The organism is Leifsonia sp. KNZ13-11D, from assembly GCF_056754895.1.
On the sequence record NZ_JBPGWU010000001.1, the window covers coordinates 2,131,377 to 2,148,088 of the forward strand.

Annotated in this window: 14 protein-coding genes; 6 read left to right on the forward strand and 8 right to left on the reverse strand. The window is 71.6% G+C overall.

What is annotated here, in order from left to right; all coding sequences use genetic code 11:
* Positions 1-2: 2 nt before the first annotated feature.
* Positions 3-812 carry an MBL fold metallo-hydrolase gene (locus ACR9Y5_RS10665; protein WP_481297932.1) on the reverse strand — a complete coding sequence of 270 codons (810 nt, stop codon included), beginning with the start codon at positions 810-812 and terminating at the stop codon, positions 3-5.
* Positions 813-859: 47 nt separating this feature from the next.
* Here ACR9Y5_RS10665 and ACR9Y5_RS10670 point away from each other — a divergent pair, with 47 nt between their 5' ends.
* Together ACR9Y5_RS10670 and ACR9Y5_RS10675 are read left to right on the forward strand one after the other, a co-directional pair.
* Positions 860-1,891, forward strand: a complete 1,032-nt coding sequence (locus ACR9Y5_RS10670; RefSeq protein ID WP_481299555.1) for an LLM class flavin-dependent oxidoreductase — start codon at positions 860-862, stop codon at positions 1,889-1,891.
* A 131-nt stretch (positions 1,892-2,022) separates the two neighbouring features.
* Positions 2,023-2,961, forward strand: a complete 939-nt coding sequence (locus tag ACR9Y5_RS10675; protein WP_481297933.1) for a hypothetical protein — start codon at positions 2,023-2,025, stop codon at positions 2,959-2,961.
* A 19-nt stretch (positions 2,962-2,980) separates the two neighbouring features.
* Here the strand turns inward: ACR9Y5_RS10675 and ACR9Y5_RS10680 are convergent, their stop codons facing one another.
* Positions 2,981-3,448 carry a VOC family protein gene (locus tag ACR9Y5_RS10680; RefSeq protein ID WP_481297934.1) on the reverse strand — a complete coding sequence of 156 codons (468 nt, stop codon included), beginning with the start codon at positions 3,446-3,448 and terminating at the stop codon, positions 2,981-2,983.
* Positions 3,449-3,514: 66 nt separating this feature from the next.
* On the opposite strand from ACR9Y5_RS10680, the gene ACR9Y5_RS10685 reads away from it, so the two are divergent.
* The gene (locus tag ACR9Y5_RS10685; RefSeq protein ID WP_481297935.1) at positions 3,515-4,306 is read left to right on the forward strand and encodes an SGNH/GDSL hydrolase family protein; all 792 of its coding nucleotides are present in this window, start codon (positions 3,515-3,517) and stop codon (positions 4,304-4,306) included.
* Between the two features lie 31 nt (positions 4,307-4,337).
* On the opposite strand, the gene ACR9Y5_RS10690 is transcribed toward ACR9Y5_RS10685, so the two are convergent.
* Complete coding sequence (locus ACR9Y5_RS10690) at positions 4,338-6,782, reverse strand: phosphoketolase family protein (RefSeq protein WP_481297936.1); 2,445 nt, start codon at positions 6,780-6,782, stop codon at positions 4,338-4,340.
* A gap of 161 nt (positions 6,783-6,943) precedes the next feature.
* On the opposite strand from ACR9Y5_RS10690, the gene ACR9Y5_RS10695 reads away from it, so the two are divergent.
* Together ACR9Y5_RS10695 and ACR9Y5_RS10700 are read left to right on the forward strand one after the other, a co-directional pair.
* The gene (locus ACR9Y5_RS10695) at positions 6,944-7,786 is read left to right on the forward strand and encodes an alpha/beta fold hydrolase (RefSeq protein ID WP_481297937.1); all 843 of its coding nucleotides are present in this window, start codon (positions 6,944-6,946) and stop codon (positions 7,784-7,786) included.
* Complete coding sequence (locus tag ACR9Y5_RS10700; protein ID WP_481297938.1) at positions 7,783-8,352, forward strand: GNAT family N-acetyltransferase; 570 nt, start codon at positions 7,783-7,785, stop codon at positions 8,350-8,352. The genes ACR9Y5_RS10695 and ACR9Y5_RS10700 overlap by 4 nt, the downstream gene beginning before the upstream one ends.
* Before the next feature lie 217 nt (positions 8,353-8,569).
* Here ACR9Y5_RS10700 and ACR9Y5_RS10705 read toward each other — a convergent pair whose 3' ends face one another.
* The gene (locus tag ACR9Y5_RS10705; protein ID WP_481297939.1) at positions 8,570-10,987 is read right to left on the reverse strand and encodes a DUF7927 domain-containing protein; all 2,418 of its coding nucleotides are present in this window, start codon (positions 10,985-10,987) and stop codon (positions 8,570-8,572) included.
* A 211-nt stretch (positions 10,988-11,198) separates the two neighbouring features.
* Here ACR9Y5_RS10705 and ACR9Y5_RS10710 point away from each other — a divergent pair, with 211 nt between their 5' ends.
* Positions 11,199-12,086 carry an EamA family transporter gene (locus tag ACR9Y5_RS10710; RefSeq protein ID WP_481297940.1) on the forward strand — a complete coding sequence of 296 codons (888 nt, stop codon included), beginning with the start codon at positions 11,199-11,201 and terminating at the stop codon, positions 12,084-12,086.
* Between the two features lie 104 nt (positions 12,087-12,190).
* Here ACR9Y5_RS10710 and ACR9Y5_RS10715 read toward each other — a convergent pair whose 3' ends face one another.
* The 4 genes from ACR9Y5_RS10715 to pyk all read right to left on the reverse strand — a co-directional run bounded on the left by ACR9Y5_RS10715 (position 12,191) and on the right by pyk (position 16,647).
* Positions 12,191-13,099: an ABC transporter permease gene (locus tag ACR9Y5_RS10715; protein ID WP_481297941.1), complete on the reverse strand. Its 909-nt coding sequence runs from the start codon at positions 13,097-13,099 to the stop codon at positions 12,191-12,193.
* Positions 13,086-14,021: an ABC transporter ATP-binding protein gene (locus ACR9Y5_RS10720; RefSeq protein WP_481297942.1), complete on the reverse strand. Its 936-nt coding sequence runs from the start codon at positions 14,019-14,021 to the stop codon at positions 13,086-13,088. Before ACR9Y5_RS10720 ends, ACR9Y5_RS10715 begins: the two co-directional genes overlap by 14 nt.
* Positions 14,018-15,085 (reverse strand): LolA family protein, encoded by a 1,068-nt coding sequence (locus ACR9Y5_RS10725; protein ID WP_481297943.1) that lies wholly within the window; start codon positions 15,083-15,085, stop codon positions 14,018-14,020. Before ACR9Y5_RS10725 ends, ACR9Y5_RS10720 begins: the two co-directional genes overlap by 4 nt.
* Before the next feature lie 146 nt (positions 15,086-15,231).
* On the reverse strand, positions 15,232-16,647 hold the full coding sequence (pyk, locus tag ACR9Y5_RS10730) for a pyruvate kinase (RefSeq protein WP_481297944.1): 1,416 nt from the start codon (positions 16,645-16,647) through the stop codon (positions 15,232-15,234).
* Positions 16,648-16,712: the final 65 nt, after the last annotated feature.

The following is a 16,712-nucleotide window of genomic DNA, read 5'->3' on the forward strand; positions in this document are numbered from 1 at the left end:
CCTCAGGTGAGGTGGTCGTACGCCCCGCTCACCCAGCCGATGTAGCGGTCGGCCGAGCGGAGGACCGCATCCCGTGCGCCCCGCAGCACGACGTTGCCGAGGTTGCCGTACATCCGGTCGAACGGCCGGTCGCACACCGTGTCCGCGATCCGCCGGACCACCGCCGCGGAGAGGGGGATGTCGTTCGGGAAGCTGCGCTGGAACGTCACCCAGCGCTGCGACGGTCCCGGGAACACGGTGTCGCCGCTGAGCACCACCCCGCGGTCCCAGTGCACCACCGCGCTGCCCGGGAAGTGACCGCCGATCGTCCGCAACGTCACGCCGGGCAGGACCTCGATCTCGCCGGTCCAGGACTGGATGGCCGGGTCCTCCCGCTGCACCCAGTGCCGGTCGGCCGCGTTCACGAGCACCGGCGGGTCGCCGAGCATCCGCGACCAGGTCACCTGCGCGCCGAACATGTGCGGGTGGCTCGTCGCGATGACGGCGACGCCGCCCAGGTCCTGCACCGCGGCGGCCGCGGCCTCGTCGACGTAGCCGGGCGGATCCCAGAGCAGGTTGCCGTCGGGGGTCCGCAGCAGCAGGCCCTGCTGCCCGATGCCGACCCGGGGTTCGCTGCGGAGTCCGTACAGGTCCGGCTCGAGCTCGGCGATCGAGATGCGCTCGCCGTCGCGCTGCAGGCGTTGCAGCGTCGTCCACTCCTGCCCGGTCGGCGGCACGTACTGCCGCTCGTCCTCGCAGATCGGACAGGACGCGGGTGGATGCTCCCCCGCGCCGAACTCCACCGCGCATGTCGCGCACAGCCACTCCGCCACACCGGGACTCTAGCGCGAGGAATACGCCGCGCCCAGGGTCGCTTGGACTGGATGTGAAACGCATCGGGTTCCTCAGCTTCGGGCATTACCAGCCCATCCCCGGCTCCGTGTCGCGCACCGCGGCGGACGCCCTGCACCAGGCGATCGACCTGGCCGTGGCCGCCGAGGAGCTGGGCGCCGACGGCGCCTTCTTCCGCGTGCACCACTTCGCGCCGCAGCTGGCGTCGCCTTTCCCGCTGCTCGCGGCCATCGGCGCCCGCACGTCGCGCATCGAGATCGGCACGGCCGTGATCGACATGCGCTACGAGAACCCGCTCTACATGGCCGAGGATGCCGCGGCGGCCGACCTGATCAGCGGCGGCCGGCTGCAGCTGGGCGTCAGCCGCGGCTCACCCGAGACCGCGCTGCGCGGCTCGGAGTCGTTCGGCTACGTGCCGGCCGAGGGCGAGACGGATGCGGACATGGCCCGGCGCCACACGGAGCTGTTCCGGGCGGCGGTCGCGGGCGCGGGCGTCGCGGAGGCGAACCCGGCGATGACCGGCGGACAGCGCGGAGCGCTCGCCATCGAGCCGCAGTCCCCCGGTCTCGGCGACCGGATCTGGTGGGGCGCAGGCACCCGCGCGACGGCGGTGTGGGCCGCCGAGCAGGGCATGAACCTGATGAGCTCGACGCTGCTGACGGAGGACACGGGCGTTCCGTTCTCCGACCTGCAGGCCGAGCAGCTGCAGCAGTACCGCGACGCCTGGGCCGCGGCGGGCTGGGAGCGCGAGCCGCGCGTCTCCGTGAGCCGCAGCATCCTGCCGATCACCACCGACCTCGACCGCCGCTACTTCGGGGCCTCCGCCCTGACCGAGCGGCACGACCAGGTCGGCCACCTCGACGGCGGCCTTGCCCGCTTCGGCAAGAGCTACGTCGGCGAGCCGGAGCGGATCGTGGAGGAGCTGCGCCAGGATGCCGCGGTCGCGGACGCGGACACCATCCTGGTGACCGTGCCGAACCAGCTGGGCGTCGAGTACAACGCCCACCTGCTGGAGACGATCGTCACCCGGATCGCCCCCGAGCTCGGCTGGCGCGACTGACACCCAGCTCGCTGAGCGAACGCTGTGTACCCCGAATGCGGCGTAGACGGCGTCACAGGGACTGCGATGATGGTCGTACCGCACACCCGAATCCGCGGTGACCGTTCCGTTCCGCGTTCTAAGGGTGTGCCATGCGAGCTCCGACTCTCGGCTCTGCGATCGCGTCGGCCGCGCTCGCACTCGCGGTCGGCGGGTCCCTGCTCGCGGCGGTGCCGGCGGGCGCGGTGACGCAGCGCACGGACGGCACGACGCCCACCTCCGCGATCACGGGGATGTGGGCCTGGGGCAACCCCATCGACCCGGCCTCGGACGCCCGCGGCGAGGGTCTGACGCAGTTCGAGCCGCAGGCGCTGGCCGGCTTCGCTGCGGCGCATCACCTCCGCACGGTCTTCCTGTCGGTCCCCTGGGCGGCCGATGAGGGCCCGTTCTCCACCTGGCTGACCGAGGCGGTGCACGCGCTCCACGCGGCCGGCGTGACGAAGGTCGCGGCGCTCGGCGGCGACCCGGCCTGGGCGGACGACCCGTCGCTGGCGGCCACGTGGACGTCCGCCGCCCTGCGCGCGGCGCCGTTCGACGCGGTGCAGTTCGACGTCGAGCCGTGGGCGGTCTCCTCCGACGACCGGCTTCCGGCCGTGGTGGCGCAGTTGCAGGCCATGTACGACGCGGCCCGCGCGGCGGCCGGGTCCGTGCCGATCGGCGCCGACCTGCCCTGGTGGCTCGCCGCCAAACCGCAGCCCGGCGGCGGGACCGCCTTCGACGCGCTCCTCCCCCATCTGACGTCGGTGGCGATCGTCGCGTTCAGCGACCACGCCGCGGGCACGGATGGGATCATCGCCCTCGCGAAGCCCGCCGCGACCGCAGCGGCCGGCAAGCGCATCCCGTTCAGCATCGGCGTCGAGACCGACACGCCGGAGGTCGCGGGCGGCCCGGCGGCGACGTTCGGCGACGACAGCGCGGCCCTGCTCGAGAGCGAGACCGCGAAGGTGCGCACCGCGCTCGGCGGGGTGCGCGGCTACTCCGGAGTGACGGTCGAGCACTTGCTCAGCTGGCAGAACCTGATCGCGCGCTGATCCGGGGAGTCGGCGGCCGTCAGCGGCCGTCCGCGGCCGCCTCCAGCGCGGCGATGTCGAGCTTCCGCATCCCGAGCATCGCCTGGTTCGCGCGTGCGGCGCGCGCAGGGTCCGGGTCGGACTGCAGCTCGATCAGCCGGCGGGGCACGATCTGCCAGCTGACGCCCCAGCGGTCCTTCAGCCAGCCGCACATGCTCTCCTCGCCGCCGTCGGCGGTGAGCGCATCCCACAGCCGGTCGACCTCGGCCTGGTCGTCGCACAGCACCGAGAGCGAGAACGCCTCCGTGAACCCGTTCGCGGGTCCGGTGTTCATCGCCTGGTACTCGACGCCGGCCAGGGTGAAGCGCAGCACGACCAGACCGTCCGGCATCCCCTCCCCGAATCGCTGGACCTCGAGGATGCGCGAATCCGGGATGAGAGACGTGTACAACTCCGCCGCCTCCTCCACGCCGCGCTCGAACCACAGGAACGGACTGACCTTCTGCATGGCATCCCCCTCTAGGCGTCGTTGCCGATGCCGCCCATGGTAGCCGCGCAGGGTAGCGTTGCACCTGTGTCGAGCAGCACCGGGTTCACCAGCTACATCGCCATCGGCGACAGTTTCACGGAGGGCGTCGGCGACGACCTCCCCGACGGCCGTGTGCGCGGCTGGGCCGATTTCGTCGCGCTCGGGATGGCGGCCGCCTCCGACGGGCCGTTCCGGTACGCGAACCTCGCGATCCGCGGCAGGAAGCTCGGGCCGATCGTGGCCGAGCAGGTCGAGCCGGCGATCGCGCAGCATCCCGACCTGGTCAGCCTGAACGGCGGCGGCAACGACATCATGCGGCCGCGCGTCTCGATCGAGAGCGTCGCGAAGACCCTGATGGATGCGGCCGACCGGGTCGTCGCCTCCGGTAGCCACATGCTGCTGCTGAGCGGCGCGAACCCGAGTGCGCACCTGCCCCTCGGCGGCCTGATCCGCCGGCGCGGCGAAGAGCTGGCCATCGCGGTGCGCGAGATGCTCCCCCGCGACGGCATCACGTTCGTGGACAACTGGGCCGACGAGGGCCTCGAGGACATCCGCTACTGGTCCGCCGACCGGCTGCACCTCGGACCGCTCGGCCATGCGCGCGTCGCGAGCAACGTGCTGACCGCGTTCGGCATCCCTGTGCCCACCGAGTGGGGCGTCGAGGAGGTCGCCGCGGCCCCGGGCGAAGAGCGCACGCGCCGGACCGCGGACTACTACCGCCGCTACGTGCTGCCGTGGATCGGGCGGCGGCTCACCGGACGCTCGTCGGGCGACGGTCGCACGGCGAAGATCGCGGAGCTCACGGTCGTCGACCCGGAGACCGCGCGGCCGCTCTGACGGCTCGCTCCCGGCCGGAGGCACGGTGCGCTCAGTCGTTGTCGCCGCCCGTCGTGTCGATCCGGGTGGTCCGCTCGCCGCCGCCCCACTTCCACTCCGCGACCTCGGGGATGTCCTCGCCGTGCTCGCGCGTGTACTGCCGCGCCCGCAGCCGCGCATCCTGCATCTCCTGGCGCAGCCCCGCCTCGCGGGAGGCGAGCCCCGGCACCCGGTCGATCACGTCGATGACGAGGTGGTAGCGGTCGAGGTCGTTGAGCATCACCATGTCGAACGGTGTGGTGGTCGTGCCCTCCTCCCTGTACCCGCGCACATGGAGGTTGTCGTGGCCGTTGCGGCGATAGGTCAGGCGGTGGATCAGCCACGGATACCCGTGGTAAGCGAAGATGACCGGCTTGTCGGCCGTGAAGAGAGCGTCGTACTCGCGATCGTCGAGCCCATGGGGGTGCTCGCCCTCGCTCTGCAGGCGCATCAGGTCGACGACGTTGACCACGCGCACCTTCAGGTCGGGCAGGCGGCGCCGCAGGATGTCGGCGGCCGCGAGCACTTCCAAGGTCGGGATGTCGCCCGCGCAGCCCAGCACGACATCCGGCTCCTCGCCCTCCACCTCCGTGCCCGCCCACGGGAAGATGCCGATACCGCGCGTGCAGTGCGCGATCGCCTCCTCCATGCTCAGCCACTGCGGTGACGGCTGCTTGCCTGCGACGACCACGTTCACGTAGCCGACCGACTTCAGGCAGTGGTCGTACGTCGAGAGCAGCGTGTTCGCGTCGAAGGGCAGGTAGACGCGGACGACGTCGGCCTTCTTGTTGACGACGTGATCGATGAAGCCCGGGTCCTGGTGGGAGGCCCCGTTGTGATCCTGCCGCCAGACGTGCGAGCTGAGCAGGTAGTTGAGGGAGGCGACCGGCCGCCGCCACGGCACCTCGCGCGCCTCCTTCAGCCACTTCGCGTGCTGGTTGAACATCGAGTCGACGATGTGCACGAACGCCTCGTACGACGTGAAGACGCCGTGGCGGCCGGTGAGCAGGTACCCCTCCAGCCAGCCCTGGCACTGGTGCTCGCTCAGCACCTCCATCGCTCGGCCGCGCGGGGCGAGATGGTTGTCGTCATCGATCGGCAGGTACTCGGCGTTCCACTGCTTCGAGGTCGTCTCGAAGACGGCCTGCAGGCGGTTGGAGGCGATCTCGTCCGGCCCGAACAGCCGGAAGTCCGTGGGGTTCGCGATCATCACATCCCGGAGCCAGTCACCCAGCACCCTGGTCGCCTCCGCGACGGTGTCGCCCGGCGCGCCGACGTCGACGGCGTAGTCGCGGAAGTCGGGGAGCCGCAGGTCGTGGCGCAGCAGGCCGCCGTTGGCGACCGGGTTGGCGCTCATCCGCCGCTCCCCCTCCGGAGCAAGCGACGTGATCAGCTCGACCGGACGGCCGTGCTCGTCGAAGAGCTCGTCAGGCCGGTACGAGAGCAGCCACTGCTCCAGCAGCCGGGTGTGCTCCCCGGTGTCGCGCGCGTCGGCCAGCGGCACCTGATGCGAGCGCCAGTTGTTCTCGGCGGGGTGGCCGTCGATCTCAGCCGGGCACGTCCATCCCTTCGGCGTGCGGAGGATGAGCATGGGCCACGCCGGGCGGGAGCCGAGGTCACCTGCCGCCGCGGCCTGCTTGATCGCGGCGATGCGGTCGAGGATATCGTCGAGCGTCGCCGCCATCCGCTTGTGCACCTCGCGCGGGTCCTCCCCGTCGAAGCCGCCCGAGACGAGGTACGGGTCGTAGCCGTAACCGCGCATCAGGTCGAGCAGTTCGGACTCGGGGATGCGCGCCAGCACCGTCGGGTTGGCGATCTTGTAGCCGTTCAGGTGCAGGATCGGGAGCACCACGCCATCCTGTGCGGGGTTCAGGAACTTGTTCGAGTGCCAAGCGGTGGCGAGCGGCCCGGTCTCGGCCTCGCCATCCCCGACGACCGCCGCGACCAGCAGGTCCGGGTTGTCGAAGGCCGCGCCGAACGCGTGCGAGAGCGCGTAGCCCAGCTCCCCGCCCTCGTGGATGGAGCCGGGCGTCTGCGGCGCGGCGTGACTCGGGATGCCGCCGGGGAACGAGAACTGCCGGAAGAGCCGGCGCAGCCCGTCCTCGCTCTGATCGATCGCGCTGTAGATCTCGCTGTAGGTGCCGTCGAGGTAGGCGCTGGCGACGACGCCCGGGCCGCCGTGCCCCGGGCCCGCGATGAAGAGGGTGTCGAGGTCGCGTTCCCGGATGGCGCGATTCAGGTGGGCGTAGATGAAGTTCAGGCCGGGCGTCGTCCCCCAGTGGCCCAGCAGGCGCGGCTTGATGTCGTCGCGCGACAGCGGGCGCCGGAGCAGCGGATTGTCGAGCAGGTAGATCTGGCCGACGGACAGGTAGTTGGCCGCGCGCCACCAGGCGTCGAGCCGGTCGAGCATCTCGTCGCTGAGGCCGTGCTCCGCGGACGCGGTGGTCGTGTCGGTCATCGTGCTCCCTCCGGTCGGCCTGTCGCGCGCCGGTGCCTCCGGACGCGGGGTGGCTTGTCGCGCATCCTACGGCCGGTCCGCTCCGAACAACAGGAGTGGAACAGACGATCGTCCAGACGGGTGCCGGGCCGGTGGCCGTGCGCCGAACAGTGCATGAATCCGTGCCGTCCACGAACGCGGTGGCGACGCTGCTGCTGCACGGCGCCGCCGGGTCATGGACGACCTGGCTGCCGATGATCGCCGCCGCGTCGGCGGAGCGGGGTGGGCCGGTGCCCGACCTCGTCGTGCCGGACCTGCCCGGCTGGGGCGATTCGCCCGCCGAGGTCGCGACGCTGGATGCCGAGGTGCTGGCGCGGGCGTCGGCCGAGGTCATGCGCACCCTGGGGTACCGACGGTGGCGAGTCGTCGGTCACTCGCTGGGCGGGTTCGTGGCCCTCGAGCTCGCGGCGCAGGAGCCGGCGGCGACCGAGTCGGTGGTGCTCGTGTCCGGGACCACGTTCGGCGGCAGGGCGGATGCGCTCGGTCCGCTGCGCCTGTTCGTCGGCGCGGCGCCGCTGCTGCTCCTGGGTGTCGGGATGCGCGGGCTCGCGGCGCTCGGCCCCGGCGGTCCGCGGCTGGTGCGGTGGTCGGAGCGAGCCGGGCTGCTGGCCGTGCTCGCCGCGCCGTTGTTCGCGCGAGGGGTTCCGGGTGTCGTTCACGAGCTCGCCCGCGATCTGCGGCCGGCGGCGTTCGTGCGGGCGCTGGCGTGCGCTCGCCGGTACCCGGCGGCCGAGCGCTGGGGGCGCATCCGCTGTCCGGTGCTGGCGATCCGCGGCCGCAGGGACCTGTTCGTGCCGGCCGGCGACCAGCGGCGGCTGGGGCGTATCGTGCCGGCGCTGCGGTCCCTGACACTGCCCGCGACCGGTCACTTCGCCCACGTCGAACACCCGTCGCTGGTGGCCCGGATCGCGCTGACCGACGGCCCTTGGCCGGTGACGGAGGTGCGCGCTAGCGTCGGGGCATGAGCGACACAGTGGTCCGGCCGGTGGACGACGACCTGTGGGGTGACCTCGAGACGGTGTTCAGCACCCGTGGGGACCCGGCGGGATGCTGGTGCCAATGGTTCCGGGCGCCGGGGAAGCGCTTCGCGGAACTGTCGGTGGACGACAGGCGCGAGCGGCTGCACGACCAGGTGCGCGGCGGCTCCCCGGGCGTCCTCGCCTGGGTGGACGGAGAGCCCGCGGGCTGGGCGGCCGTTGAACCGTACTCGGCGTATCCCAACCTGGCCCGCTCGCCGATCACCAAACGGCTCGAGGGCGACCCTGCCGACCCGTGGGCGGTGACGTGCTTCGTCGTCCGCATCGACTTCCGTCGGCGCGGTGTCGCGCGGGCGCTGCTGCACGGCGCGGTGGACCACGCCCGCGCGCAGGGCGCGGAGGTCGTCGAGGGCTACCCGGTCGACCCGGAGGTGCGTCCGTCGCTCTCGAACGCCGAGCGCTACCACGGCACCGTCTCGCTGTTCCTCGACGGCGGCTTCGAGGTGGTGCGGCGCCCGAGCGCGACGCGCGCGATCATGCGCCGCGCGCTCTGAGCGCGTCGCGCTCCGCCGCTGTCCGCGTCCCTCCCTCCTCCATCGAGGCCTCGTCGAGCCCCTCCGTCGAGTACACGAAAAGTGCACGCCCTCCTGGCGTGTCGCGTGCACAAATCGTGTACTCGACGGAGGGGGTGCGGGGGTGGTGCGGGCGGACAGCGCGAATGCGGGGCGGGAGGAGCGTTCGCTTCTCCCGCCCCGCATGTCGGGCGAACGGTCAGTTCACCTGGCGTCGGACCCTGCGCCGCAGGACGACGGCGAGGGCGACGATGCCGACCAGCACAGCCAGCCCGAGGAGGGCCCACGGCGCGCTCCACGCCACACCCGCGAGGGGCAGCGTCAGGGACGCGGCGTCCTGAACGGTGATCGTGCCTCCGCTGACCGAGACCTGGGCGTTGCCGCCCGGCGAGGAGAGTGTCAGGGAACCGTTCTGAGCCAGCGTGAAGCTCACCGGCTTCGCGAGCAGCGAATGGCCCGCAGGCGCCTTCGTCTCCTCCAGCCAGTAGGTCCCCGGCTGCAGGCCGCCGACCGTCAGAATGCCGGTCTGACCTTGCACCGGCGTCAGGGCGCCGTTCATGACCGGGGCGCCCGGAACTCCGGACTGGTCGGTGAGCAGACGGAACGCCGAACCGTCGATGGGCACGCTCGCGCCGCCGACCCAGCCGAGCTTCCTGACGGTCAGCATGAGCTGGGTGATCGGGGTCGACGTGCTGCAGGTCGCGGCGCACGAAGCGCCCGGGGCCGTGGAGGTCACCGTGTTCACGAGCTTCAGGTCACCGGTGGGCGGCGACCCGACGGTGACCGAGTAGCTGAAGCTCGTCGTCTGGCCCGCCGGCAGGGAACCGCTCCAGCGGAGGTGCGTCGGGTCCTCCAGGACGGCGCCGTTCGTGGCGTCGTTGTTGTAGGCCGCATCGTCCAGGATGCCGGTGAGGTCGTCACGCACCCAGACGTCGCTTGCCGCGAGATCCACCGTCCCGGTGTTGCGGATCGTGATCGTGTACGTGACCTTCTGCCCGGGGACCGCCGACGGGGTGTCCACCGCCTTGTCGTAGGTGTACGCCGGCGTGCCGGTCAGGGCGGTGACGGCCTGCGCGGTGTTGTTCGCGGTGGAGCTGTCGGTGTCGGCCCCGGCGACGGTCGCCGTATTGGTGAGGTTGACCTTCTGGTTCGGCGACTTCGCCGTGAGCACGATCGGCCCGAACGTCGCGCCCGCGTCGAGGACCGAAGGGAGGAGCGCACTGGTGTTGCCTCCGGACGGGTCGGCGACGGCCCAGTTCGACCCGTTCTCCGCGATCGTGAAGCCGGGCGGCGCCTTCGCGCAGGTCAGAACCGTGCCGGACAGGGAGCACCCGGCCGGGGCGGAGGTGATCCGGGCGTTCGTCATCCCGGCAGGGATCGCGTCCTTGATGACGAAGCCGTGCGAGTCGGCTGCCCCCTTGTTCGTGACGTTGAGCGTCCAGGACACATCGGAGCCCGCCGCGAGCGACGCCGGTCCGGTCTTCGTCACCGCGAGGTCGGCCACGGGGATCGCCGTCGAGAGGTAGTAGCCGGGCCCCTGCAACGGATAGGGATAGTCGATGTAGTTGCAGAATCCGTAAATGGCGTCCGGGTTGCAGGTGAAGTAGGGAACCATACCCTTCGTCGCCGCCGACACGGTCACGGACGACACCAGGCCGGCCACCTGCAGCGTCGCGCGCGACGGGATCGTGAGCTGCTCGGACTGCTCCCCCGAGCTCGGCTGCGTCGCACACCACGAGTTCGACTGGCTGGTGACGTAGTTCGGGTTCACCTTCACCGCGTTGGATCCGTAGGTGGCCCCCGCTCCGACGTTCAACAGGGAGACCTGTCCGGCCGCGGGGGCTGCGCCGTTGACCCCCGCGATCGTGGCGTCGTTCCAGTAGTAGGCGCACCAGTTGTACCGGCCGCTTCCGCCGCCCTGAACCGGGAGCAACCACGACTTCTGTCGCATGTAGGCCGACGCCAGGGTGATCTGGGGATTCGCCACGGGGTGGGGGAAGGTGATCGTGTAGGTCGCGGTCGCGCCGCAGTCTTTGACGACGTTGGTCGTGATCGTGTTCTGCCGGGACTCGACCGAGAAGCAGTTCGCGCCCTGGGTTTTCGCGAACACCGCGTCATCGACGAAACGCGGGCCGCTCGGGCCGGAAACCAGGGCGGTGGTCGTGAAGCCGGTGGAGCTGTCGATCGCGATATCGCCGAACGAGGCGAAGGTGCCCGGAATCGGCGCGACGGCACGGCTGCTGCTCGCCTGCGACCAGGTGCCGAGCTGGCTCGTGAAACCGCTGGTGGCCGAGAGGAGCGACACGCTCAGCTCGTCGGCCACGGCGGTGGCCGGTGCCGACTCGATCGTGACCGAGGAGCCGTCGTCGGGCGCGGGCGAATCCGTCGACGACGCATCCGGCGCGCCCGTCGCCGGCGCATCCGGCGCGGGCGCATCCGGCGCGGGCGCATCCGGCGCATCCGTCGCGGGCGCATCCGTCGCGGGAACATCCGTCGCGGGTGCATCCGTCGCCGGCGCATCCGTCGCCGGTCCGTTGCTGTCGACGGCGTGGGCGTCGGGCGCGGAGACCGCGGCGACGGTCACCGCCCCCGCCACGGAGGCCGCAACGAGGAGCATTGCTGAACTGACGAGGGCGACGCGCGCGATCTGACGCCGCCTTCGGGGCGACGCTGGGGATGTGCGACTGGACAGGATGAACCTCGAATCATGTCGGGGGTGCGTGGGGTCTCACCTATGGAGACGAAGCGATCCCCGCTCTATGACGCGCACATCGCAAGCATTCTCGGGATGCGCCGGGAGCGCCGGTGCCTGCGGCTAGGCTGATCCGGTGAGCTCCACCCGTCGCGACCGCATCGTCGGTGCGAGCACCCAGGTGGCGACGGAGGTCAGCATCAACTTCGGCTCGGCGCTCGCCGGGCTGCTCATCCCCGTCGTCGGTTCGATCGTCGTGGTGGCGGCGCGCCAGATCGTGACGGCCGTCGCGGTGCTCCCGTTCTATCGGCCGCGCCGCGCCGAGCTGACGTGGCGCCGGCTGTGGCCGGCTCTCGCGCTGGGCGTCGTGCTCGCGGCCATGAACCTGAGCTTCTACGAAGCGGTGGGACGGCTCGGGCTCGGGATCGCGGCGACGATCGAGTTCCTCGGGCCCTTCGCGCTCGCCCTCGCAGGGTCGCGCCGGCTCCTGGATGCGGGATGCGCGGTCGCAGCAGCCGCCGGTGTCCTGTTGCTGACCGCGACAGAGGGGGCGATCGACCCGATCGGCGTCGTGCTGGCGCTCACAGCCGCGGCGGCGTGGGCGGCGTACATCCTGCTCACCCGCCAGGTGGCCACGCGGCTGCCCGGACTCGAGGGGCTCAGCGTCGCGAGCATCGTGTCGACGGTGCTCACCGTGCCGCTGGCGCTCATCGTGGTCGACTTCGGCGCACTCGACACGCGCGTCCTCCTGCTGCTGCTCGCCCTCGGCGTGCTGTCGTCGGCGGTGCCGTACAGCCTCGATACGTTCATCCTGCGCCGGCTCACCCCGCGTCTCTACGCCGTGATCACGAGCTTCGGCCCTGTGGTGGCGACGATCTTCGGGGTGATCGTCCTGGGCGAGCGGTTCACGCTCGTGCAGCTTTTCGGCATCCTGATCGTCTGCGCCGCCGCGGGAACCGCCATAGCCACCCAGCGCGAGCACCCCCGCTCCCCCTTGGAGCAGACCGCCGAATCCATCCCCTGACCCGGCCCTCCGCCCACCGTCGACTACACGAAAAGTGCACGGAAACCGGGGTCGGAGCGTGCACTTTTCGTGTACTCGACGGTGGGCGGAGGGGGAGGCCGAGTTCAGCTGAGGATGTCTTTGGTGGTGAAGCGGCCGATGGCGAGCGCGCCGAAGACGGCGATGTAGCCGAGCTGGAGGACGGCGTTGGAGGTGAACGAGTCCCAGGCGAGCGGCTGGCGCAGGAAGTCGCCGAAGCCGAGCCAGTAGTGGCTGAACAGCCACGGGTGCAGGGCGTCGAGCTGCGGCAGCTGGTCGAGCACCTGCGACATCACCGCGAGGACGGCGGTGGCGGCCATCGCCCCCACCGGGACGTCGGTCAGCGTGGACAGGAACAGCCCGATCGCGCACAGCCCCAGCAGCGACACCACGATGTAGAGGGCGATCAGCGCCAGGCGGAGGTACGCCTCGCCGAGGCTGACCTGCACCCCCGACAGCAGGGTGACCGGTCCGATCGGGAAGAGCAGCATGCCGATCAGCGCTCCCGCCACCCCGACCACCAGGGCGGCCGCGACGCAGAAGACCGCGCAGCCCGCGTACTTGACGGCGAGCAGCCGCAGCCGCCCGGCCGGCGCGATCACGAGGTAGCGCAGCGTGCCGTGGCTCGCCTCTCCGGCGATCGTGTCGCCCGCCACCACGCCGATCGTCAGCGGCAGGAACAGCGGGACGCAGACGACCAGGGCCGTGAAGGCGACGAAGAGCCCGTTGCTGCTGATCTCGCTCAGGAACGCGGGCCCGCGCGAGCTGCCTCCCGTGATCCGCACCGCCACGGCGATCAGGACGGGGACGGCCGCCAGGGCGGCGAGCATCGCGTAGGTGCGCCAGCGGCGGAACATCACCGAGAGCTCCGAGCCGAGCAGCGCCCAGCCGGCGGCCGGGCGCTCGCGGCGGGCTGCATCCACTCGAACGTCAGCGGCCGCGGACGGGGCCGCCACGGCGGCCCCGGACCCTCCGACCGCGTCACTGCTCGACATCGAATCCCTCCCCCGTGAGCTCGACGAACCGCTCCTCCAGGCTGGACGACCGCACGGCGAACCCGCGGAGCCGGACGCCGTCACGGACGAGCGCCGCCGACAGGTCCTCCGCGGCGGGGCCGGGATCGGACAGCGACGCCTCCACGCCGGAGCCGGTCGCCACGGCGTCCAGTCCGAGGCGGTTGAGCACCCCGATCGCCAGCGACGTGTCCGGCGTCTCGACGGCCACCCGCGGGCCCGAGCCGCGCCGCAGCTCGTCCAGCGAGCCCTGCGCGACCAGCCGCCCGGCGCGCATGATCGCCGCGTGCGTGCACACCTGCTCGATCTCGGCGAGCAGGTGGCTCGAGACGAACACCGTCGTCCCCTCGTCGGCCAGCGAGCGGACCAGCGAGCGCACCTCGCGCGTGCCCTGCGGGTCGAGGCCGTTGGTCGGCTCGTCGAGCACCAGCAGGTCGCGGTCGGTCAGCAGGGCGCCGGCGATGCCGAGCCGCTGCTTCATGCCGAGCGAGTACGCGCGGACGTGCTTGCCTGCCGCATGCGAGAGACCGACCCGGTCGAGCGCTGCTGTCACCCGCGCGGTGCGCGTCGCGCGCGGGGCGTAGCGGTCCGCGGTGTCGCGGCGGACGAGGTTGGCGGTGCCCGAGAGGTACGGCGCGAACGCCGGTCCCTCGACCAGAGCACCGACCCGGGGCAGGATGCGGGAGCCGCGATCGGGCATCCGCTCTCCCAGCACGTGCATCTCACCCGCCGACGGCGCGATCAGGCCCAGCAGCATCCGGATGGTCGTCGTCTTGCCGGACCCGTTGGGACCGAGGAAACCGAACACCGACCCGCGCGGAACGTTCAGGTCGAGGCCGTCGACGACCGCTCGCGACCGGAAGCGCTTGGTGAGGCCACTGGTCGCGATCGCCGCGTCGGTCACCGCGCGAGTGCGGCGGCCGCCGCCTGCAGGGCCGACACCGGGACCGCGCCGGCGAGCACGCGCCCGTCCGTGGTCACGAGCACCGACACCAGCGAGGAGCTGAGGGCTCGCCCTCCGTCCACCGGCTGAGTCAGCTGGGCGACCAGCGGGTCGTCCGTCAGCGCGGCTGGCGCGGAGCCGGCCGGGAGCGCCACGATGGTCGACCATCCGGTGCCCGTCACCGTCGGCTTCGGGTGGTCAGCCGAGGGATGTGCGGCGCCGTCACGCGTCGGAAGCGTCTGCTCCGACACGGTCGCGCCCTTCGGCGGCGTGAAGGAGAAGAGCGAGGCGTCAGGCTTGTCGGTGCTGAACGCCGTGAACCCGGCCTCGAACGCCGGAGCGGTCGCGCCGCGGGCGAGCACCGACACCTTCAGCGGGATGCCGGTCTTGCCGTCGACCGCGATCGACACCGAGCCGACGAGGGTCGCGTCCGTCTTCGGCGTCAGGACCAGGTCGTAGGCGTCACGGTCGGCGACCCGCACGGGGTCACCGAGCGTCACCGAGGTCGACGGGTCGACCGCATCCAGGAAGCGCTGAGCGAGAGCGGAGGGCGTCAGGGTCGTGGCGTCGGGCGCCTCGGGCCGGGCCGTCCGCGTGGGCAGGGTCGCGTGCGTGACCTGCTTCTTGGCCGATTGATACAGCCACACGTCGGAGCCGTTGCGGATCGCATCCCTCTCGGCCAGCGGGTCGAGCACCTGCACGTGCACCCGGGTGGGCCCGTCGACCCAGACCTTCGCGGTGTGGTCCGCCAGGGCCAGCTCGAGGACGCTCGCGGCGCTCGCGTCGTCGGAGGTCGAGGACGGGGACGAGGTGGACGGCAGGCTCGGCAGCCCCAGCTCGGAGCTCTGCTCGACGGTGCCGGAGAAGGAGCGGGTGTCGCTCGCGGCGACGAGACGGAGCACGTCCGCCGGCGACTTCACGGGGAGGTCCCTCGCCCCCGCCGCGAGGGGCGCGACGATCACGGCCGCGGCGATCGCCACGGGGACGACGACGGCGGGCGCCCAGCGCATCCAACGGTGTTCCATAGCCCGAGGATACGCGCGCCGGAGGGCCGCCGACCCTCCGGATTCCATGGGAGAACGGGAGTTCATCCCCTGGTCGGATACGGCGTCATACCCGAGGACGACAGGCAAGAGGCCCCGCCACGGGGCGGGGCCTCTTCCTACCGGTGCTAGAGGACGTCGCCGACCTTGTGCACGCGGATGTCGTTCGTGGTTCCGGGGATCCCGGGAGGGGAGCCGGAGATGATGATCACCTTGTCGCCGTCGACGGCGCGGCCGGTCGACTTGAGGGCCTCGTCCACCTGCGCAACCATCTGGTCGGTGTGGGTGACACGGCCGACGACGAACGACTCGACGCCCCAGAACAGCGACATGCGGCGGCGGACCGACTCCTCGGGCGTGAACGCCAGGATCGGGATCTTGTTGCGCAGGCGCGCCATGCGGCGGGCCGACTCACCCGACTCGGTGAACACGCAGAGGAACTTGGCCTCGACGAAGTCGGCGACCTCGACGGCGGCCAGCGTGATCGCGCCCGACTGGGTGCGGGGCCGGGTGCCGAGCGGAAGGATGCGCTCCAGGCCGTGCTCCTCGGTGGACGTGACGATGCGCGACATGGTCTGCACGGTGACGGTCGGGTACTCGCCGACGCTGGTCTCGCCGGAGAGCATGACGGCGTCCGCACCGTCGAGCACCGCGTTCGCGACGTCCGAGGTCTCGGCGCGGGTCGGCACGGGGCTCGAGATCATGGACTCGAGCATCTGCGTCGCGACGATGACCGGCTTGGCGGCGCGGCGCGCCAGCTCGACCGCGCGCTTCTGCACGATCGGGACCGCCTCGAGCGGGAGCTCCACACCGAGGTCGCCGCGGGCGACCATGATGGCGTCGAACGCCTCGATGATCTCCTCCAGCGCATCCACCGCCTGCGGCTTCTCGACCTTGGCGACGACGGGGATCTTGCGCCCCTCCTCCGCCATGATCTCGTGCACGCGCTCGATGTCCCGGGCGTTCCGCACGAACGACAGGGCGATGAGGTCGGCGCCGAGCTTCAGGCCCCAGCGCAGGTCGGCCTCGTCCTTCTCGGACAGCGCCGGGACGTTCACGGCGACGCCCGGCAGGTTGATGCCCTTGTTGTTGGAGACGGGACCGGCGACGATGACCTCGGTGGTGACCACCGGGGCGTCGACGTCGATGACGCGGACGCGGACCTTGCCGTCGTCGATCAGCAGGTAGTCGCCCGGCTTCACGTCGTCGGGCAGGCCCTTGAAGGTGGTCGAGGAGATCTCCTTGGTGCCGATGATGTCCTCGGTGGTGATCTTGAAGATGTCGCCCTCGGCGAGCTCGTAGGGGCCGGCCTCGAACTTGCCGAGGCGGATCTTCGGGCCCTGGAGGTCGACGAGGACAGCGACCGGCTTGCCCGCGTCGTCGGCGGCCTTGCGCACGTTCGCGTAGACCGCCTCGTGCACCTCGTAGCTGCCGTGACTCAGGTTCATGCGGGCCACGTCCACACCCGCGTCGATGATCGCGCGGATGTTGTCGTAGCTGGAGGTCGCGGGCCCGAGGGTCGCGACGATTTTGGCCCTTCTCATGCTTTTCTGTTCGCTCCGTGATTCTGCGCCGACGGCGCGTGATTTCGTGGTGGCGCCCGGTCGTG